Raw genomic sequence first — 18,976 nt, 5'->3', positions numbered from 1 at the left:
CGCTAAGCTCTACGCTCTGCGTGCGGATATTCCTTTAAGAGAAGCCGTTAACAAAAGATTACGCCCGAGGATGGGCACGGTCGTAAACTTCAAGCAATCGTGACGAATCCACACCTGTATATACCTGGGTGGTGGAAAGACTGGCGTGGCCGAGCAATTCCTGAATGGTTCTGAGATCACCGCCGCCGGCCAGCAGGTGAGTTGCAAAGGAATGGCGTAGCGCGTGCGGTGTCGCCGTTTCCGGAAGGCCGAAGGCGCTGCGCATCTTCTGCATGGTGCGCTGGATGATCGCAGCCTGCAGTTTGCCGCCGCGCGCGCCGCGAAATAGAGGGTTTTCGCCTTCAAGATGATAGGGGCACAGTGAACGGTATTTTGTTACGGCCTCGAGGACGACTGTGAGCAGCGGCACGAGCCGGGTCTTGTTGCCTTTGCCGGTGATGCGCAACGTGGTAGCGCCGCTAAAATCATTGAGTGTCAGATCGAGTGCTTCTGATATGCGCAGTCCGCAGCCATAGAGCAGGGCAAAAACGGCGGCGTCGCGGGCCGCAATCCACGGCTCCTCGTGCAACTGAGCCTTGTCGCTGACGACGGTGATGGCTTGCCGGTCGGATAGGGGTTTGGGCAGCGACTTCGGCTGTTTTGGCGAGCGCACGGCGCCCACGCCAGCGGCATTTACCAGCCCCTTCTTTTCGAGGTAGCGCAGGAGTGAGCGCAGCCCGGCGAGGTTGCGGCCCAGCGAACGCGGCCCGGATCCCTCTTTTCGGCGCGCGGCGAGGAAAGAGCGGAAATCGGCAGGCCGCAGCAGCTGGATGTCATTCAGCGTTGGGGGGCCGCCGAGATGACCGGTCAGAAAGGTCAGGAACTGACGGGTGTCGCGCTCGTAGGCATGGAGCGTGTGATCCGACAGGCGTCGCTCCCGCGCCAAGCTATCGAGCCAGGCTGAGCGCTCGTCCATCAGGCGAGGGTCGGCGATGATCAGGAGTTCGTTCACTTGTTCGGCCTTGAATTTGCCAATCCTGCTGCCAATTTTGAAGCAGCGACAGTTATGGAATTCCTAATGCCGGCCAAGTGCTTGTCATGCTTCCATCATAATTATCGACGTAACCGGTTTTCCAACGACGCAGGATCTTGAATGCCACGGCGCCAACCAACGACCGCTATCGGACAGTTCGCGGAAGCGATCGCGCTCGTCTCCCATGGCAGGCCGGGCCATATCGTCGATACCTTGATCGCCGAGCGCGGACGAAAAATCGTCAAGCATCCACTCTGGCCGATCATGCGACCCTTCCTCCACACGCTGCTGCGCTACAATAGAGCGATCAGCTTCGCCAATGACGTCGCGAATATGCCGGGACTGCAGTGCTTCGAGTACATGAGCAACCTGTTGAAGCTCGATATCAGTGTCCGGCATGGCGAACGAATCCCAGATAGCGGCGGCTTCATTCTCGTCAGCAATCATCCGACTGGCATTGCCGACGGGGTGGCCGTCTTCGATCTTTTGAAGAACAAGCGGCCCGACATCATGGTATTCGCCAATCGCGACGCCATACGCGTCAATCCGCGCTTTGCCGAGGTCATCATTCCGGTCGAATGGCGGGAAGAGTTTAAGAGCAAGCTCAAGACCCGTGAGACGCTGCTAATTACCAACCGTGCGGTCAGGGAAGGCAAGGCGACGGTTCTCTTTCCGTCCGGGCGGATTGCCCATTGGGCAAATGGACGGCTGAACGAGCGCCCGTGGAAAACCTCGGCTGTCGGGCTTGCCCGCAAATATAATCTGCCAATTCTGCCCGTGCATATGACGGCGCGGAATTCGGGCCTGTTCTATTGGCTCGCAAAGTGGTCGACGGAACTCAGGGATATGACGGTCTTTCATGAGCTTCTCAATAAGCGGGGCGACCGCTTTGACTTCGTAGTGGGTAATCTGATCCCGGTGGAACATCTCGACGGCGATATTAATGAGGTGACCAAGGCACTGGAGAATCATACCGTGCATAAGCTTGACGCGGATGGCGACGCGCAATTCCTGCCCTTGGTCTCGTTGGCCGAGCCGGAAGTGGCTAGCGTCCATTCAATGCACTAATCGGCTCTTGCTGCTTCGCATGTGTCTGCTGAACGATAGCTGCCGTCGATCAATCCGCGGGTCGGCGTCGATGATCTTGCAGGTTTTCTTTTCCTGCCGATCCGGGCATGGTCTCGCCCGATGAGCACAGATTCGTCCGATCTCTTTGGAGCGCTGTTTGAGACGCCGCCGGCAAACCGCACGGTTCCGGTTCTCGTTCCCATGCCTGCGCCGAAGCCCTATTCCTATGCCGTGCCAGAGGGCATGGCCGTCGGTCCCGGCTCGGTCGTGCAGGTACCGCTTGGGCCGAGACAGGTGATCGGCGTCGTCTGGGATGGAGATGAGGATGGCATCGATCCGAAGAAGCTTAGGCCCATTAGCCATGTTTTCGATTGCCCGCCATTGACCAAGGAAATGCGCGACTTCGTTGATTGGGTCGCGAGCTATACCTTGTCGCCGCCCGGGCTCGTTGCCCGGATGGCGCTCCGTGCGCCGAATGCGTTGGAGCCGGAGCCGATGGTGGAGGGCCTGCGATTCGTCGGTGGCGAGCCGGAGCGGATGACGCCGGCGCGCGCCCGTGTTCTCGATATTGCCAGAGATGGTCTGTCCTGGACGCGAAGCGGACTTGCGCATGCCGCCGGCGTATCGACAAGCGTCATCGATGGCTTGGTCGGCCAGGGTCTCTTCGAGACAGTATTCCTGCCGCCGCCGCCGGCCGTTGCGAGACCTGATCCAGATTTCGTGGCAGCACGGCTGGAAGGCCCGCAAAGGGAAGCGGCAGACGAGATTCTTGCCGAGGTTCGAAAGGGCGAGTTTGCGGTGTCGCTGATTGATGGCGTCACCGGTTCCGGCAAGACGGAAGTTTATTTCGAGGCGATCGCGGAAACGCTGAAGCGTGGCAAGCAGGTGCTGATCCTACTGCCGGAGATCGCGCTGACGGCTAGCTTCCTTGAGCGTTTTCAGGATCGTTTTGGTGCCAAGCCGGCGGAATGGCATTCCGATCTGGCGCCGCGCACCCGCGAGAAGGTCTGGCGCCAGGCGGTTACGGGCGAGGTTCGCGTCGTTGCCGGCGCGCGCTCGGCGCTGTTCTTGCCTTTTGAGGACCTTGGCCTCATCATCGTCGATGAAGAGCATGATCCGGCCTACAAGCAGGAAGATCGCGTCTATTATAATGCTCGCGACATGGCCGTGGTCCGCGCTCGCATTGGCGATTTCCCCGTGGTTCTGGTCTCCGCCACACCGTCGGTCGAAAGCAAGGTCAATGGGCAGAGCGGCCGTTACAGCACCATTCACATGCCGACCCGTTTTGGCGATGCGGCGCTGCCGGACCTGCACCTCATTGACATGCGTCGCCACGCGCCCGAGCGCGGCGGCTTCCTTTCGCCGGTCTTGGTCCGGGCGATTGGCAAGACGGTCGAGAAGCAGCAGCAGGCCCTCCTCTTCCTCAATCGGCGCGGCTATGCGCCGTTGACACTTTGCCGGGTTTGCGGCCACCGCTTTCAGTGCCCACAGTGCTCTAGCTGGCTCGTTGAACATCGCTTCAAGAAACAGTTGCAGTGCCATCAGTGTGGTCATGCCGAGCGCTCGCCGGAGGCCTGTCCTGAATGCGGAACCTTCGATCACCTTGTTGCCTGTGGTCCCGGCGTCGAGCGCATTGCCGAAGAGGTTGAGCGTCACTTTCCCGAGGCGCGAACGATCGTGCTCTCATCCGACATGATGGGCGGCGTTAAACGGCTGCGTCTAGAGCTGGAGGCCATAGCCAAGGGTGAGGCTGACATTGTCATCGGCACACAGCTTGTCGCCAAGGGGCATAACTTCCCGTTGATGACGCTGGTCGGTATTGTCGACGCCGATCTCGGCCTTGCCAACGGCGATCCACGTGCAGCCGAGCGCACCTTCCAGCTGCTGTCGCAGGTAACGGGCCGCGCCGGGCGTACCGGCCTCAAGAGCCACGGTCTCCTCCAAACCTATCAGCCGCAGCATCCTGTTATGCAGGCAATCGTCTCAGGCGATGCGAGTGCCTTCTACGAAAGAGAGATTGCCGAGCGCGAGCGCGCCGTCCTGCCACCTTTCGGACGCCTCGCGTCGATTATCGTCTCCGCGGAAACCCGCCACGACGCGGAAAACCACGCGCGGGGTATTCGAAACGCCGCCCCAAATATCTCCGGCATTTCCGTCCTTGGGCCTGCTGAAGCGCCGCTTGCGCTGGTGCGAGGCCGCTATCGGTTCCGGCTTCTCGTGCATGGGCGGCGAAATTCCGATATGCAGGCGTTCCTCAGGGCGACGCTTGCGCAGGCGCCCAAGGAGCGCGGCTCGGTGCATGTGCAGCTTGACGTCGACCCGCAAAGCTTCCTGTAGATCGCTTTCCGACGGGCTTTTGCCGGACACGTCAATCATGCCATAAGGACGACGAAGCAGGGGATTCGGGGTCGGTCGAATGGATTTTTATTTCCCAACGGAATTGGGCGAACAGCTCGCCTTCGCGGCAGCCGCCTTCACGGCCCTGGCGGGCTTTGTCATTATGTTCGCGCCAGGTTATGCGATGCGGCTCTTCGGCCTCATGCCTCGCGATGGTCGCCGCGATGGCTATGCGGATCAACGCTCCGTCGGCGGCTTCTATCTAGGCTTTGGTCTTTCGGCAATCATGCTGGCGCAGAACTGGACCTACATGGCGCTTGGCGCCGCGTTTGCCATGGCCGCATTTGCGCGCATCATCTCGCTTCTTTCGGATAAGGGGAGCACAATTCTCAACTATTTACTTCTGGTTGTGCAAATCATCCTTGCTGCCCTCCCGCTCGCCTATGTTTTTGGCCTGTTTTCCGCTTGAGTTGAGTGGGTATATCTTGCGCTGAGCTCTTTGCCGTCGGGCTTTGAGCATTTTTGCGTTAGAAATCGATGGGAAAGCCGTATTCGGGCATTACGCGTGTTGCGAGTCTGAACATCCTATGTTAGACGGACCCCGAATTCGGAAGAAGCAAGAGGCTTCTCTTGCGATTTCTGGGGGAAATCATAACGAATTCAAGGTCCTGGGTCAGGCTTCCGCCGGCAACCGGATTCTTGAGTTGAAATCAGGGAAATTTGGGCCAGTGGCAGACACATCCCAGCTTACTTCTGGTGTTGCAGAGCGCTATGCCTCGTCGCTGTTTGAGTTGGCGCTCGAGCAAGGCGCCGTCGAAAGCGTCACCAAGGACCTCGACCGGTTCCAGGCGATGCTCGACGAGAGCGACGACCTGAAGCGTTTCGTTTTGAGCCCTGTTTTTTCGGCCGACGATCAGCTTAAGGCGATCGTCGCCATCAGCGAGAAGGCTGGTATCAGCGGCTTCTTCGCGAATTTCCTGAAGGTCGTGGCGCGCAATCGCCGCCTCTTTGCCCTACCGGGCATGATTAGGGCCTTCCGCATCATCGCTGCAAGCCAGCGGGGCGAAATTACTGCCGAGGTTACTGCGGCGCATGCACTTGATGCGGCTCAGGAAACCGAACTGAAGGCGGCGCTCAAGGGCGTCACCGGAAAAGACGTGGCGATTGCCGTCACGGTTGATCCGTCAATTCTTGGTGGTCTGATCGTGAAGGTCGGGTCCCGTCAGATTGATACGTCTCTTCGTACGAAACTCTCTACCCTTAAGCTTGCATTGAAAGAGGTCGGCTGATGGATATCCGCGCTGCGGAAATTTCCGCAATTCTCAAAGACCAGATCAAAAACTTCGGCAAAGAGGCAGAAGTCTCGGAAGTCGGTCAGGTTCTCTCCGTCGGTGACGGTATCGCCCGTGTTTACGGCCTGGACAATGTCCAGGCAGGTGAAATGGTCGAGTTCCCCGGTGGCATCCGTGGTATGGCGCTGAACCTGGAATCGGACAACGTCGGTGTTGTTATTTTCGGTTCGGACCGCGACATTAAGGAAGGCGACACCGTCAAGCGGACAGGCGCCATTGTTGACGTTCCAGTTGGTCCGGAGCTGCTCGGCCGCGTTGTCGACGCTCTCGGCAATCCGATCGACGGCAAGGGCCCGATCAACGCGACCCGCCGCGCCCGCGTCGACGTCAAGGCTCCGGGCATCATTCCGCGTAAGTCGGTTCACGAGCCGATGTCGACCGGTCTCAAGGCTATCGATGCGCTTATCCCGGTCGGTCGCGGCCAGCGCGAGCTCGTCATCGGCGACCGCCAGACCGGCAAGACTGCCATCATTCTCGACACGATCCTGAACCAGAAGCCGATCCACGATAACGGCCCGGACAGCGAGAAGCTGTTTTGCGTTTACGTCGCTATCGGCCAGAAGCGTTCGACTGTTGCCCAGTTCGTCAAGGTTCTCGAAGAACGCGGCGCCATGAAGTATTCGATCGTTGTTGCCGCGACGGCTTCCGATCCGGCGCCGATGCAGTACCTGGCGCCGTTCGCTGGCTGCACGATGGGTGAATACTTCCGTGACAACGGTCAGCACGCACTGATTGGTTACGACGACCTGTCCAAACAGGCTGTTGCTTACCGCCAGATGTCGCTGCTGCTACGCCGCCCCCCGGGCCGCGAAGCATATCCGGGTGACGTTTTCTATCTGCATTCGCGTCTCCTCGAGCGCGCTGCGAAGCTCTCCGACGAAAAAGGCGCCGGCTCGCTGACGGCTCTGCCTGTTATCGAAACCCAGGGTAATGACGTTTCGGCGTTCATTCCGACCAACGTGATTTCGATCACGGATGGCCAGATCTTCCTCGAAACCGACCTGTTCTATCAGGGTATCCGTCCGGCCGTTAACGTCGGGCTGTCGGTTTCGCGCGTCGGTTCCTCCGCGCAGATCAAGGCGATGAAGCAGGTTGCCGGCTCGATCAAGGGCGAACTTGCCCAGTATCGCGAAATGGCCGCCTTCGCCCAGTTCGGTTCGGACCTCGATGCCGCTACGCAGCGCCTGCTGAACCGCGGTGCGCGCTTGACCGAACTCCTGAAGCAGCCACAGTTCTCGCCGCTAAAGACGGAAGAGCAGGTCGCGGTGATCTTCGCCGGCGTCAACGGCTATCTCGACAAGATCCCGGTCGCGCAGGTCGGCAAGTTCGAACAGGGGCTGCTGTCGTACCTTCGTTCGGAAGGCTCGGCTATCCTCGACACGATCCGTACGGACAAGGCAATCAGCGACGATACGAGGGGCAAGCTCACGGCTGCCCTCGATAGCTTCGCGAAGTCCTTCGCCTAATCGGACCAAAGGACGGATAACGGATGCCTTCACTTAAGGATCTGAAAAACCGGATCGCCTCCGTCAAGGCGACGCAGAAGATTACCAAGGCGATGAAAATGGTCGCCGCGGCTAAGCTTCGGCGTGCCCAGGAGGCGGCCGAGGCCGCCCGTCCGTATTCGCAGCGCATGGGTGCCGTTCTGGCAAACATTGCTGGAGCGATGACGGAGGCCGACGGTGCGCCGGCTCTGATGACGGGCAACGGCAAGGACGAGGTCCACCTGCTGGTCGTCTGCACCGCCGAACGCGGCCTGTGCGGCGGCTTCAACTCGCAGATCTCGCGTTTTGCGCGCGATCACGCTCGCAAGCTTCTCGCCGAAGGCAAGACAGTCAAGTTCTTTACTGTCGGCAAGAAGGGCTACGATGTTCTGCGCCGTGAGTTCGCTTCGCTCATCGTCGAGCGCAAGGAATTGCGTGAGGTGAAGAAGGTCGGTTTCGAGAACGCCGACCAGATCGGCAAGCGCATCATCGAGATGTTTGAAGCCGATGAGTTCGACGTCTGCACGTTGTTCTATTCCGAATTCAAGTCGGTCATCTCGCAGGTTCCGACGGCACAGCAGCTCATTCCCGCATCCGCTCCAACCGCGGTAGCAGAGGACGAGGAGCATGCCGGCGCAGTCTACGAATACGAGCCGGATCCGGCATCGATCCTCGAGGATCTGATCCCGCGTAACATCTCCGTCCAGATCTTCCGCGCGCTCCTTGAGAACGTCGCCGGCGAGATGGGCGCTAAGATGAGCGCGATGGACAATGCAACGCGCAACGCTGGTGAAATGATCAACAAGCTGACGCTCAATTACAACCGTCAGCGTCAGGCTCAGATCACCAAGGAACTCATTGAAATCATTTCGGGCGCGGAAGCGCTCTGAGGTTAGGGAAAGAGGGTAAGAAGATGGCTAAGGCAGCTACCCCCAAGAAGACTGCGGCAGGCTCTGCCGGCAAGGTCACGCAGGTTATCGGCGCCGTCGTGGACGTTGCTTTCGAAGGCGAACTGCCGGCGATTTTGAATGCGCTCGAAACGACGAATGCGGGTCAGCGCCTGGTTCTCGAAGTCGCGCAGCACCTCGGCGAGAACGAAGTTCGCACGATCGCCATGGACTCGACCGAAGGTCTGGTTCGTGGTCAGTCTGTGACGGATACCGGTGCTCCGATCGCCGTGCCGGTTGGTCCTGAAACGCTCGGCCGTATTATGAACGTCATCGGCGAGCCGGTTGACGAAGCTGGTCCGCTGGTGACCGCCTCCAAGCGTGAAATCCACCAGGATGCGCCGGCGTACGTCGATCAGTCGACGGAAGCACAGATCCTCGTGACGGGCATTAAGGTCGTCGACCTTCTCGCTCCTTACGCAAAGGGTGGTAAGATCGGCCTCTTCGGCGGTGCAGGCGTTGGCAAGACCGTTCTCATCATGGAACTGATCAACAACGTCGCCAAGGCGCACGGTGGTTACTCGGTTTTTGCAGGCGTCGGTGAACGTACCCGCGAAGGCAACGACCTCTATCACGAAATGATCGAGTCGGGCGTTAACAAGCACGGCGGTGGCGAAGGCTCGAAGGCTGCCCTCGTTTACGGCCAGATGAACGAACCGCCGGGTGCACGTGCTCGCGTCGCTTTGACCGGCCTGACGGTGGCAGAAAGCTTCCGCGACCAGGGCCAGGACGTTCTGTTCTTCGTTGACAACATCTTCCGCTTCACGCAGGCAGGTTCCGAAGTGTCGGCTCTGCTTGGCCGTATTCCTTCGGCCGTTGGTTATCAGCCGACGCTGGCAACCGACATGGGTCAGATGCAGGAGCGCATCACCACGACAACCACCGGCTCGATCACCTCGGTTCAGGCGATTTACGTGCCGGCCGACGACTTGACCGACCCGGCCCCGGCAACCTCATTCGCCCACTTGGACGCAACGACCGTTCTGTCGCGCTCGATTGCGGAAAAGGGCATTTACCCGGCTGTTGACCCGCTCGACTCCACGTCGCGCATGCTCGACCCGATCGTCGTCGGCGAAGAGCACTACGAAGTGGCTCGTAAGGTTCAGTCGACGCTTCAGCGCTACAAGGCCCTGCAGGATATCATCGCCATTCTGGGCATGGACGAACTGTCCGAAGAGGATAAGCTGGCCGTTGCCCGCGCTCGTAAGATCGAGCGCTTCCTGTCGCAGCCGTTCTTCGTTGCTGAAGTCTTCACTGGCTCGCCGGGCAAGCTCGTCGCTCTCGAAGACACGATCAAGGGCTTCAAGGGCTTGGTCAACGGCGAATACGACCACCTGCCCGAAGCTGCCTTCTACATGGTTGGTTCGATTGACGAAGCCATCGAGAAGGCCAAGAAGCTGTCCGCAGCTGCCTGATGAGCGACGCTCACGCCGAGATCTTCTGCTGCGACGCCCTTCGGGAGGTCGCAGCGGAGCTTCCTACACCCGCAGCGCCAACGATCTACAGGTCGGATGATGGCGTGATGATGATGGTGGTGGGATTGATCCAGACCGAAGAGGGGCTTGGATATCTCGATCAAGCGATCGTGCACTGCCCGTTCTGCGGGACTAATTTGCAAGACACAAATGCCGCCGAGAAGGTAAGTCACTGATGGCTGACAATTTCAATTTTGAACTCGTATCTCCCGAGCGCCTGCTCCTTTCGGAGATGGTGACAGAAGTTGTCATTCCGGCAGCCGACGGCGAGATGACCGTTATGGCGAACCACGCGCCGACTATGACGACCATCAAGCCCGGGATCGTCAGCGTTCGTTCCGCCAACGGTTCGAAGCAGGACTACGTCGTTTTTGGCGGCTTCGCCGATATTCTACCGACCGGCTGCACGCTTTTGGCTGAATCTGCTGTCATCATTCAGGATCTCTCCAAGGATGAGTTGACGCTTCGCATCGAAGCAGCACAGAGAGAGATCGCAGATACTGTGCATCACGAGCACAAGTCGCGCCTGGAGCACTACGTCATGGAACTGACGCATCTTCGGGGTGTGATCGATCAAGATTGATTGGTATGGGGCATCCGATACTGAAGCAAAGCGGCTTTTCGGCCGCTTTTTTTATTTTCTGCTGGTTCTCCGCGGCCCTCTGGAAGGAGTATCTTGATACGCGCACCGATCGGCTCAACGCCTTGCGCGACCGGTTGACGGATTGCCTCGGCTGTGGTTGCCTCTCGGTTGAAAGATGCTCGCTTCGCAATCCCTATGATCGGCTGGCAGAGGATGGGCCGGGTTCGCGTCTGCTGGAAACCGACCCTAGGCAACGTTCCTCGCTGCATCAGAGTAATGCGACAGCCGCAACGGCTAATCGCGCCGTGGAGGACTGAATGTTTCACCCCAAGCTGTTTGATAACCGCAATGTGGTCGTCACTGGCGGTGGCAGAGGTATCGGCCTTGAAGTGGCCCGGCAATTTCTCGATTGTGGAGCGAGAGTGTTGGTGCATCTCGGTCGCAGCGCCAAACGTGATTTGCCCGATTTTCTGCTGACGGCGGAAGCTGACAGGCGAGCTTTTCTGGTCGCCGCCGATTTTTCGACATCGGGTGGAACCGGCCAATTTGCCGAGAAGGCGCTTGCGACCTTCGACCGGATCGATGTGCTCATCAACAATGCCGGAACCATGGTTGGCCGCTTTGCGGCGGGTGACCTAAGCGACGAGCAGTACCAAACGATAGTGCGCCTGAACCAGACGTCGGTGGTCGAGGTGACCCGTGCCCTTCTTCCTGCGCTGCGCGCATCGCAGGAAGCGGCAATCGTCAACACCGTTTCTATTTCTGCCGTCACGGGCGGCAGCCCGGGGTCGGCAATCTATTCGGCATCGAAGGCATTTGTCGCAACCTATTCCAAGGCGCTCGCAAGAGAACTCGCGCCAGATGGCATCCGGGTGAATTGCGTGTCCCCTGGAACGATTAAGACCGACTTCCATCAGCGGTATTCGTCGCCGGAGAAGCTGGAGCAGACTCGCAAGGCTATTCCCCTGCAGCGATTGGGCACCTCTGAGGATTGCGCGCCGGCATACCTCTTCCTTTCGGCGCCCTCTCTCTCCGGGTATATCACCGGGCAAGTGCTGGAGATCAATGGCGGTCAGCTCATCTGCTGAGATGCGGGACTTTTTTTGGTATTTTGACAGATCCAAACAGCTGGCTGCCGCGAATATGTTATGATTTAGCTTCATTCATATTGTTTCTGCAATCAGAGATAAATAATGTACTTGCTTACACCGAGATCGAGCATGGCCGATCGGGATCTGCAGAAGCTTTTTGCAAGAGCGCGAGAAGCGAGCGACTTCCTCAAAGCACTCTCCCACCATACGCGACTGATTATCCTTTGCCTTCTGACAGAGGGAGAAAGAACGGTAGGCCAACTCGAGGAAAGCCTCGGCATACAGCAGGCGATGGTGTCGCAGCAGTTGGCGCGCCTGAGGCTGGATGGGCTCGTATCCAGCCGTCGTGATGGTCGTTTGATCTATTATAGCGTTGCTCGTCAGGATACGGCCGAGCTGCTGCAATTTTTGTTCGGGATGTTTCCTGGAACGCAGGACAATTGACAATCGGCCTTGCCGGCTGCTCTCTCTGACCTGAAGATGACGGCATGCCGCAGCTCGGCAGAGAGACTGAATGATCGATAAGCTGGAATTCTTTATCGCGCTCGCCAATGAGAAGCACTTCGGCCGTGCCGCAGAAGAGTGCGGCATTTCACAGCCGACCCTGTCAGCCGCCATCCGCCAGCTCGAGGACCAGCTCGGCGTCATGCTTGTGCAGCGCGGCTCGCGTTTCCAGGGGCTGACGCCCGAAGGCCAGCGCGTGTTGGAATGGGCGCGCCGCATCGTCGGCGATGCCCGTACGATGCGCGAGGAGATGCGGGCGGCTCGCAAAGGCCTGTCGGGACATATCAAGATCGCTGTCATCCCGACAGCGCTCGCAATGTTGCCGCGCATCACAACTCCGTTTCAGGAGCGGCATCCGGACGTGACCTTTTCCATCGTGTCCCGCAATTCTCTGCAGGTGCTCAGCATGCTGGAGAATCTCGAGATCGACGCCGGCATTACTTATCTCGAAAACGAGCCTCTTGGACGCGTGACGAGCGTGCCGCTCTATGCAGAGCACTATAACCTGATCACCGCCGCCGGTAGCCCTTTGTCTGATCGCGATAGCGTAACCTGGATGGAAGTGGGTAGTCTTCGGCTTTGTCTATTGACTGCGGACATGCAGAACCGCCGCATCATCAATCATCATCTGGCCGAAGCCGGCGTAACGGCGCATCCGACGCTCGAGTCCAACTCGATGATCGTGCTCTTCTCGCATGTTCGGACCGGACGCTGGGCGAGCATCATGCCTCGCAATGTTGCGAAATCCTTTGGCTTTCCTGCCGAAATACGGATGATTCCAATTGTCGAGCCGCATGCGCACCATCTTGTCGGTCTTGTTGCGACGCATCGTGAACCGTTCACGCCGCTGGTCTCCGCCCTGTTGCACGTGGCCCGAATTCTCGCCGAAGAGCCGGAATTTTGATAGGAATCTTCTATCGTTTGACGGAACAGCATTATTGATCGCTTCGTCCATCCCTGAGAAAGTTCTATAATGAACGTACGCGAGCGGTTCTGTCGGCCATATGGTTCTGAAGAAAGCCCGCTGCCCAGGCCCGCGACGTGTAACTTGCAGGCCGTGGGAGGAGCTTCTGATGAATATTCATGCCGCCAAAGGCGATATTACAACGCGTACCACAGCGATCATCGATCACCTCAAGCATCTTGAAGGCGCGCTGCTGCCAATCCTCCACGAGATCCAGCATGAATTCGGCTATGTGCCGCAGGATGCACTCCCTGTCATTGCGAAAGAACTCAATCTTTCGCGTGCCGAAGTGCATGGCGTCGTCACCTTCTACCATGACTATCGCGATCATCCTGCCGGCCGGCATGTGCTGAGGCTCTGTCGCGCCGAGGCCTGCCAATCGATGGGCGGCGATGCACTGGCCGAGCACGTCAAGACGCTGCTTGGCGTTGATTGGCACGGCACGACGCCTGACGGAGCGATCACCCTCGAACCGGTCTTCTGCCTTGGGCTATGTTCGTGCTCGCCATCCGCGATGATGGACGGCGAGGTTCATGGCCGGGTGGATGCCGCCGATCTAGAGGCGCTGATTTCGGAGGCCCGCCGATGACCATCCGGATCTATGTTCCCTGTGATGCCGCGGCCCTAGCATTGGGCGCGGAGCGTGTGGCAAAGGCGATCTCCGAGCAGATCGCCGTGCGCGGGCTTGACGCCAAGATCGTGCGCAACGGCTCGCGCGGCATGCATTGGCTGGAGCCGTTGGTCGAGGTTGAATTCTCGGGCCAGCGCATCGGCTACGGACCGGTGAAGGCGAAGGACGTTGTTTCGCTGTTCGACGCCGGATTGATCACCGGCGGAGACCATCCCCTCTTTCTTGGCAAGGTGGAGGAACTGCCGTTCCTCAAGCGTCAGACGCGCCTGACCTTTGCCCGCTGCGGAATTACTGATCCGCTATCCCTCGATGACTATGAGGCCCATGGAGGGCTCGCCGGTTTACGTCGTGCCGTTACGATGTTGCCTGCCGATGTCGTCAAGGAAGTTACCGATTCCGGTTTGCGCGGCCGTGGTGGCGCGGGTTTCCCGACCGGGGTCAAGTGGAAGACGGTGCTTGATGCGCGAGGTGAGCGCAAATACATCGTCTGCAACGCCGACGAAGGCGACAGTGGCACCTTCGCCGACCGGATGATCATGGAAGGCGATCCTTTCGTGCTGATCGAAGGCATGGCGATCGCTGGCCTTGCGACGGGTGCCACCAAGGGCTTCGTCTACACGCGCTCGGAATATCCGCATGCGATCGCGGCGATGAACCGGGCGATCGATATTGCTCGGAGCGCCGGGATCCTAGGCACGTCGGTACTGGGCTCGGGCAAGACTTTCGATATGGAAGTCCGTACCGGTGCGGGTGCCTATGTCTGCGGCGAGGAGACGGCGCTTCTAAACAGTCTGGAAGGCAAGCGCGGTCTCGTCCGCGCCAAGCCACCGCTACCGGCGCATAGGGGTCTCTTCGACTGTCCAACCGTCATCAACAATGTCATTTCGCTCGCCTCCGTGCCTGTGATCATGGACAAGGGAGCGGCCTATTATCGCGACTTCGGCCTTGGCCGGTCGCGCGGCACCATCCCGATCCAGATCGCCGGCAATGTGAAGCATGGCGGTTTGTTCGAGACGGCATTCGGCATTTCGCTTGGCGATCTAGTCGATGACATTGCCGGCGGAACCGCATCCGGGCGGCCGATTAAGGCGGTTCAGGTCGGCGGTCCGCTCGGCGCTTACTTCCCGCGGGCGCTGTTCGATACGCCATTCGATTACGAGGCTTTCGCGGCCAAGGATGGACTGATCGGCCATGCCGGTATTGTTGTCTTCGACGAGACAGCCGATATGTTGAAGCAGGCGCGGTTCGCGATGGAGTTCTGTGCCGTGGAAAGCTGCGGCAAGTGCACGCCCTGTCGAATCGGCTCGACGCGCGGCGTTGAAACGGCAGACAAGATCGCGCGCGGCATCGAGCCTGAGAAAAACCGCGAGTTGCTTGTCGATCTCTGCAATACCATGAAATTCGGGTCGCTCTGCGCGCTCGGGGGCTTCACACCCTATCCCGTGATGAGTGCCATGACGCATTTCCCGGAAGATTTCGTTCCCACACCTCTTATCGAAGCGGCGGAGTAAGACCTATGCCTCTCGTCCACGAAACCGATTACGGCACGCCAGCCTCGACCTCCGAAACCATGGTAACGCTTACTATCGACGGCAGCCAGGTGACGGTGCCGGAGGGAACATCCGTCATGCGCGCGTCGATGGATGCGGGCATCGAGATCCCGAAGCTCTGCGCTACTGATATGATGGACGCCTTCGGCTCCTGCCGGCTATGTCTCGTCGAAATCGAGGGTAGGGCCGGTCTGCCGGCCTCGTGTACAACGCCGGTTGCACCGGGCATGGTGGTCTCGACGCAGACGAACCGGCTGAAAGATGTGCGTCGCGGGGTGATGGAACTCTATATCTCCGACCACCCCCTCGACTGTCTGACGTGTGCTGCCAACGGTGATTGCGAACTGCAGGACATGGCGGGCGCCGTCGGTTTGCGCGACGTGCGCTATGGCTATGATGGCGACAATCACGTCAAGGCGCGCAACAACGGCGATCTCAATCTCAAATGGGCGCCGAAGGACGAGTCCAATCCCTATTTCACCTTCGATCCGGCAAAGTGCATCGTCTGTTCCCGCTGCGTGCGCGCCTGCGAGGAAGTGCAGGGGACTTTCGCGTTGACGATCGAAGGCCGTGGCTTCAATTCACGTGTTTCGGCCGGCATGCATGAAGATTTCATCTCGTCGGAATGTGTTTCCTGCGGAGCGTGCGTCCAAGCCTGCCCGACGGCGACACTGATCGAAAAGTCGGTGATCGAAATCGGTCAGCCAGAGCATTCCGTCGTCACGACCTGCGCCTATTGCGGCGTCGGCTGCTCCTTCAAGGCGGAGATGCGCGGCGAGGAACTGGTGCGTATGGTGCCCTGGAAAGATGGACAGGCGAACCGTGGCCACTCCTGCGTAAAAGGCCGCTTCGCTTATGGCTATTCCAGCCACAAGGACCGCATTCTCAATCCGATGATCCGCGAGAAAATCACCGATCCCTGGCGCGAAGTAACCTGGGACGAGGCCTTCGCGCACGTGGCGTCGGAATTCCGCCGCATCCAGTATCAGTACGGGCGCGATTCCGTCGGCGGCATCACATCGTCTCGCTGCACCAACGAGGAAACCTATCTGGTACAGAAGCTGGTGCGCGCCGGCTTCCGCAACAACAACGTCGATACCTGCGCCCGCGTCTGCCATTCGCCGACCGGCTACGGTCTCGGCCAGGCCTTCGGCACCTCGGCCGGCACTCAGAACTTCGATAGCGTGGAAAAAAGCGATGTCGTCGTCATCATCGGAGCCAATCCGACCGATGGCCACCCGGTCTTCGCCTCGCGCCTCAAAAAGCGGTTGCGGCAGGGAGCCAAGCTGATCGTAATCGATCCCCGCCGCATCGATATAGTGCGCACGCCGCATGTCGAGGCCTCCTATCACCTCCCACTAAAACCCGGCACGAATGTCGCAATTCTAACGTCGCTCGCGCATGTCATCGTGACGGAAGGGCTGTTCAACGAGGCGTTTATCCGCGAGCGCTGCGACTGGTCGGAGTTCGAGGACTGGGCAAGCTTCGTGGCCGAGCCGCATCATAGCCCCGAAGCGTCGGAGAAGTTCACCGGTGTTCCGGCCGATATTGTGCGCGGTGCCGCGCGCCTCTATGCCACCGGCGGCAACGGCGCGATCTACTACGGCCTGGGCGTTACCGAGCACAGCCAGGGCTCGACGACTGTCATGGCGATCGCCAACCTTGCCATGGTGACCGGCAATATCGGCCGACCAGGCGTCGGCGTGAACCCGCTGCGTGGCCAGAACAATGTGCAAGGCTCCTGCGACATGGGTTCCTTCCCGCATGAGCTACCCGGCTATCGACATATCTCGGACGACGCGACGCGCGACATCTTCGAGAAGCTCTGGGGCGTCGAGATCAGCAATGAGCCGGGCCTGCGCATTCCGAACATGCTGGATGCGGCGGTCGACGGAACGTTCAAGGGTCTCTACGTCCAAGGCGAGGATATCCTGCAGTCCGATCCTGATACGAAGCACGTTGCGGCTGGCCTTGCCGCCATGGAGTGCGTCGTCGTTCACGACCTCTTCTTGAACGAGACGGCGAACTACGCCCATGTCTTCCTGCCGGGCTCCAGCTTCCTTGAGAAGGATGGCACCTTCACCAATGCCGAGCGCCGCATCAACCGCGTTCGCAAGGTCATGAGCCCCCGCAATGGCTATGCCGATTGGGAGGTCACGCAGAAGATGGCGCAAGCAATGGGGCTTGCCTGGAACTACACGCATCCTTCCGAGATCATGGATGAGATCGCCGCGACGACGCCGAGCTTCGCCCTTGTCTCCTATGACTATCTCGATCAGGTGGGCTCGGTGCAGTGGCCCTGCAATGAAGCACATCCGCAGGGTTCTCCGATCATGCATGTCGACGGGTTCGTCCGCGGCAAAGGCAAGTTCATCCGCACCGAATATGTCGCGACCGATGAGCGGACGGGACCGCGCTTCCCGCTGCTACTGACGACCGGACGTATCCTCAGCCAGTACAATGTCGGCGCGCAAACGCGTCGCACCGAAAATGTTGTCTGGCATCCCGAAGACCGCCTGGAGATTCACTCGCACGACGCCGAGCAGCGCGGCATCCGCGATGGTGACTGGATAAAGCTGATGAGCCGGTCGGGCGACACGACGCTGCGCGCACTGATCACCGACCGCGTTGCGCCCGGAGTCGTCTACACCACGTTCCACCACCCGGATACGCAGGCGAACGTCATCACCACCGACTTTTCGGACTGGGCGACGAACTGTCCGGAATATAAGGTGACGGCAGTCCAGGTTTCGCCTTCCAACGGTCCGACCGACTGGCAGCGAGACTACGACGAGCAGGCACGTCAGAGCCGCCGGATCGCGAGCAAGCTGGAGCCCGCGGAGTGATGACAGACCGCCCGACCCGCATTGCCGTCAGACGCACCGCCCGCAGCGGCCGCGTCGCCATGCCCGGCGAGCGGCTCGTTCCAGAGGAGGTGCCGATCGCATTTTCCTATGGCGGCAGCACGCATGCCGTGATGATGGGAACGCCCGGCGATCTTAAGGATTTCGCCATCGGCTTCAGCCTCACCGAAGGGATCATTTCCGATATCGGGCAGATCGAGGGGATCGAGATCTTTGATAGCGAGAAGGGCATCGACATCCAGATCGCACTGGTCGACGAGGTTGCTGCGGCGTTGACAGCCCGGAGACGCAGCATGGCCGGACCCGTCGGCTGCGGTCTCTGCGGGATTGAATCAATCGAACAGGCCGTCCGCAAGGTTCCTGATGTTGGCGATGTGTCGCTTCATTTGACTTACCGCGATATCATCCAGGCCGTTTCGTCGCTGAATGCGGCGCAGCCATTACATCGCGAGACGCGCGCCGTGCACGGCGCCGGCTTCTACCTGCCTGGCAGGGGGCTGCTTGAGGTGCGCGAGGATGTCGGCCGGCATAACGCGCTCGATAAGCTTTGCGGCGCGATCGTGCGCCAACGGCAATCCGCAGCGGAAGGCATGATTGCAGTTACCAGCCGTCTGTCTGTCGAGATGGTGCAGAAAGCTGCAATCCTCGGCAGTTCCGTACTCGCTGCCATTTCCGCTCCGACCGCCCTTGCCATTCGCACGGCCGATGAAGCCGGCATGACCCTCGTTGCGCTCGTGCGTGGAGAGGACTTCGAGATTTTCACGCATCCCCACCGCATCCAGCCAGGAAGCATATCCGATGTCGCATGATACCCGGTCGAAACTCGTCTACATGGCCAATCAGATTGCGACCTTCTTCAAGAGTCAGCCGGAGAGCGAAGCTGCCCAGGGCGTGGCGACTCATATCAACAAATTCTGGGAGCCGCGCATGCGGCGGCAACTGTTTGAGATGCTGGAGGGTGAAGCCCATGGTCTCAGCCCACTCGTTATCCAGGCTGCACCGCTGATCAACCGGCCCGAACCGTCAGCGAGTGCACCTAACTAGGACCTCGGTGACGAAGGCGGATCTGCTGCCGCTACGGCTTTCCTGCAATTGCGGTGTGAACAAAAAAGCC

General features: G+C 59.5%; 18 protein-coding genes. 17 read left to right on the top strand and 1 reads right to left on the bottom strand.

Annotation, left to right across the window (positions count from 1 at the left end):
- Window positions 1-58: 58 nt before the first annotated feature.
- Window positions 59-991: a tyrosine recombinase XerC gene (locus tag BN77_RS02605; RefSeq protein ID WP_007528136.1), complete on the bottom strand. Its 933-nt coding sequence runs from the start codon at window positions 989-991 to the stop codon at window positions 59-61.
- Between the two features lie 141 nt (window positions 992-1,132).
- Here BN77_RS02605 and BN77_RS02600 point away from each other — a divergent pair, with 141 nt between their 5' ends.
- From BN77_RS02600 to BN77_RS02515, 17 genes are all read left to right on the top strand, one after another.
- Window positions 1,133-2,080 (top strand): GNAT family N-acetyltransferase, encoded by a 948-nt coding sequence (locus BN77_RS02600; protein WP_007528135.1) that lies wholly within the window; start codon window positions 1,133-1,135, stop codon window positions 2,078-2,080.
- A gap of 120 nt (window positions 2,081-2,200) precedes the next feature.
- Complete coding sequence (locus tag BN77_RS02595; protein WP_007528134.1) at window positions 2,201-4,417, top strand: primosomal protein N'; 2,217 nt, start codon at window positions 2,201-2,203, stop codon at window positions 4,415-4,417.
- Window positions 4,418-4,496: 79 nt separating this feature from the next.
- Window positions 4,497-4,886, top strand: a complete 390-nt coding sequence (locus tag BN77_RS02590; RefSeq protein WP_007528133.1) for an AGROH133_08824 family phage infection protein — start codon at window positions 4,497-4,499, stop codon at window positions 4,884-4,886.
- A 259-nt stretch (window positions 4,887-5,145) separates the two neighbouring features.
- Window positions 5,146-5,706: a F0F1 ATP synthase subunit delta gene (locus BN77_RS02585; RefSeq protein ID WP_007528132.1), complete on the top strand. Its 561-nt coding sequence runs from the start codon at window positions 5,146-5,148 to the stop codon at window positions 5,704-5,706.
- Window positions 5,706-7,235, top strand: a complete 1,530-nt coding sequence (gene atpA / locus BN77_RS02580; protein WP_007528131.1) for a F0F1 ATP synthase subunit alpha — start codon at window positions 5,706-5,708, stop codon at window positions 7,233-7,235. Before BN77_RS02585 ends, atpA begins: the two co-directional genes overlap by 1 nt.
- A gap of 23 nt (window positions 7,236-7,258) precedes the next feature.
- Entirely contained in the window at window positions 7,259-8,143 is an 885-nt protein-coding gene (locus tag BN77_RS02575; RefSeq protein ID WP_007528129.1) for a F0F1 ATP synthase subunit gamma, read from the top strand.
- Between the two features lie 23 nt (window positions 8,144-8,166).
- The gene (gene atpD / locus BN77_RS02570; protein ID WP_007528128.1) at window positions 8,167-9,615 is read left to right on the top strand and encodes a F0F1 ATP synthase subunit beta; all 1,449 of its coding nucleotides are present in this window, start codon (window positions 8,167-8,169) and stop codon (window positions 9,613-9,615) included.
- On the top strand, window positions 9,615-9,851 hold the full coding sequence (locus tag BN77_RS02565) for a hypothetical protein (RefSeq protein WP_007528127.1): 237 nt from the start codon (window positions 9,615-9,617) through the stop codon (window positions 9,849-9,851). The genes atpD and BN77_RS02565 overlap by 1 nt, the downstream gene beginning before the upstream one ends.
- Complete coding sequence (locus tag BN77_RS02560) at window positions 9,851-10,258, top strand: F0F1 ATP synthase subunit epsilon (protein WP_007528126.1); 408 nt, start codon at window positions 9,851-9,853, stop codon at window positions 10,256-10,258. The genes BN77_RS02565 and BN77_RS02560 overlap by 1 nt, the downstream gene beginning before the upstream one ends.
- 317 nt (window positions 10,259-10,575) lie before the next feature.
- Complete coding sequence (locus tag BN77_RS02550) at window positions 10,576-11,346, top strand: SDR family NAD(P)-dependent oxidoreductase (RefSeq protein WP_007528124.1); 771 nt, start codon at window positions 10,576-10,578, stop codon at window positions 11,344-11,346.
- Between the two features lie 105 nt (window positions 11,347-11,451).
- On the top strand, window positions 11,452-11,793 hold the full coding sequence (locus BN77_RS02545; protein ID WP_040676636.1) for an ArsR/SmtB family transcription factor: 342 nt from the start codon (window positions 11,452-11,454) through the stop codon (window positions 11,791-11,793).
- 70 nt (window positions 11,794-11,863) lie between these two features.
- Window positions 11,864-12,757 carry a LysR family transcriptional regulator gene (locus BN77_RS02540; RefSeq protein WP_007528122.1) on the top strand — a complete coding sequence of 298 codons (894 nt, stop codon included), beginning with the start codon at window positions 11,864-11,866 and terminating at the stop codon, window positions 12,755-12,757.
- Between the two features lie 169 nt (window positions 12,758-12,926).
- Complete coding sequence (locus tag BN77_RS02535) at window positions 12,927-13,406, top strand: formate dehydrogenase subunit gamma (protein WP_007528120.1); 480 nt, start codon at window positions 12,927-12,929, stop codon at window positions 13,404-13,406.
- The gene (locus BN77_RS02530; RefSeq protein WP_007528118.1) at window positions 13,403-14,959 is read left to right on the top strand and encodes a formate dehydrogenase beta subunit; all 1,557 of its coding nucleotides are present in this window, start codon (window positions 13,403-13,405) and stop codon (window positions 14,957-14,959) included. Before BN77_RS02535 ends, BN77_RS02530 begins: the two co-directional genes overlap by 4 nt.
- Before the next feature lie 5 nt (window positions 14,960-14,964).
- The gene (gene fdhF / locus BN77_RS02525) at window positions 14,965-17,844 is read left to right on the top strand and encodes a formate dehydrogenase subunit alpha (protein ID WP_007528115.1); all 2,880 of its coding nucleotides are present in this window, start codon (window positions 14,965-14,967) and stop codon (window positions 17,842-17,844) included.
- The gene (fdhD, locus tag BN77_RS02520) at window positions 17,844-18,671 is read left to right on the top strand and encodes a formate dehydrogenase accessory sulfurtransferase FdhD (protein WP_007528114.1); all 828 of its coding nucleotides are present in this window, start codon (window positions 17,844-17,846) and stop codon (window positions 18,669-18,671) included. Before fdhF ends, fdhD begins: the two co-directional genes overlap by 1 nt.
- Entirely contained in the window at window positions 18,661-18,906 is a 246-nt protein-coding gene (locus tag BN77_RS02515; protein WP_040676633.1) for a formate dehydrogenase subunit delta, read from the top strand. The genes fdhD and BN77_RS02515 overlap by 11 nt, the downstream gene beginning before the upstream one ends.
- Window positions 18,907-18,976: the final 70 nt, after the last annotated feature.

The sequence above is a fragment of the Rhizobium mesoamericanum STM3625 genome (assembly GCF_000312665.1).
In the GTDB taxonomy this organism is placed as follows: domain Bacteria; phylum Pseudomonadota; class Alphaproteobacteria; order Rhizobiales; family Rhizobiaceae; genus Rhizobium; species Rhizobium mesoamericanum.
The sequence above is the reverse complement of the archived record's forward strand: the minus strand, read 5'-3'. Positions and strand labels throughout refer to the sequence as shown.

Coding starts and splice junctions, on each gene's coding strand:
- BN77_RS02600 (WP_007528135.1), top strand. CDS start 1,133: ATGCCACGGCGCCAACCAACGACCGCTATCGGACAGTTCGCGGAAGCG.
- BN77_RS02595 (WP_007528134.1), top strand. CDS start 2,201: ATGAGCACAGATTCGTCCGATCTCTTTGGAGCGCTGTTTGAGACGCCG.
- BN77_RS02590 (WP_007528133.1), top strand. CDS start 4,497: ATGGATTTTTATTTCCCAACGGAATTGGGCGAACAGCTCGCCTTCGCG.
- atpA (WP_007528131.1), top strand. CDS start 5,706: ATGGATATCCGCGCTGCGGAAATTTCCGCAATTCTCAAAGACCAGATC.
- BN77_RS02575 (WP_007528129.1), top strand. CDS start 7,259: ATGCCTTCACTTAAGGATCTGAAAAACCGGATCGCCTCCGTCAAGGCG.
- atpD (WP_007528128.1), top strand. CDS start 8,167: ATGGCTAAGGCAGCTACCCCCAAGAAGACTGCGGCAGGCTCTGCCGGC.
- BN77_RS02565 (WP_007528127.1), top strand. CDS start 9,615: ATGAGCGACGCTCACGCCGAGATCTTCTGCTGCGACGCCCTTCGGGAG.
- BN77_RS02560 (WP_007528126.1), top strand. CDS start 9,851: ATGGCTGACAATTTCAATTTTGAACTCGTATCTCCCGAGCGCCTGCTC.
- BN77_RS02550 (WP_007528124.1), top strand. CDS start 10,576: ATGTTTCACCCCAAGCTGTTTGATAACCGCAATGTGGTCGTCACTGGC.
- BN77_RS02545 (WP_040676636.1), top strand. CDS start 11,452: ATGTACTTGCTTACACCGAGATCGAGCATGGCCGATCGGGATCTGCAG.
- BN77_RS02540 (WP_007528122.1), top strand. CDS start 11,864: ATGATCGATAAGCTGGAATTCTTTATCGCGCTCGCCAATGAGAAGCAC.
- BN77_RS02535 (WP_007528120.1), top strand. CDS start 12,927: ATGAATATTCATGCCGCCAAAGGCGATATTACAACGCGTACCACAGCG.
- BN77_RS02530 (WP_007528118.1), top strand. CDS start 13,403: ATGACCATCCGGATCTATGTTCCCTGTGATGCCGCGGCCCTAGCATTG.
- fdhF (WP_007528115.1), top strand. CDS start 14,965: ATGCCTCTCGTCCACGAAACCGATTACGGCACGCCAGCCTCGACCTCC.
- fdhD (WP_007528114.1), top strand. CDS start 17,844: ATGACAGACCGCCCGACCCGCATTGCCGTCAGACGCACCGCCCGCAGC.
- BN77_RS02515 (WP_040676633.1), top strand. CDS start 18,661: ATGTCGCATGATACCCGGTCGAAACTCGTCTACATGGCCAATCAGATT.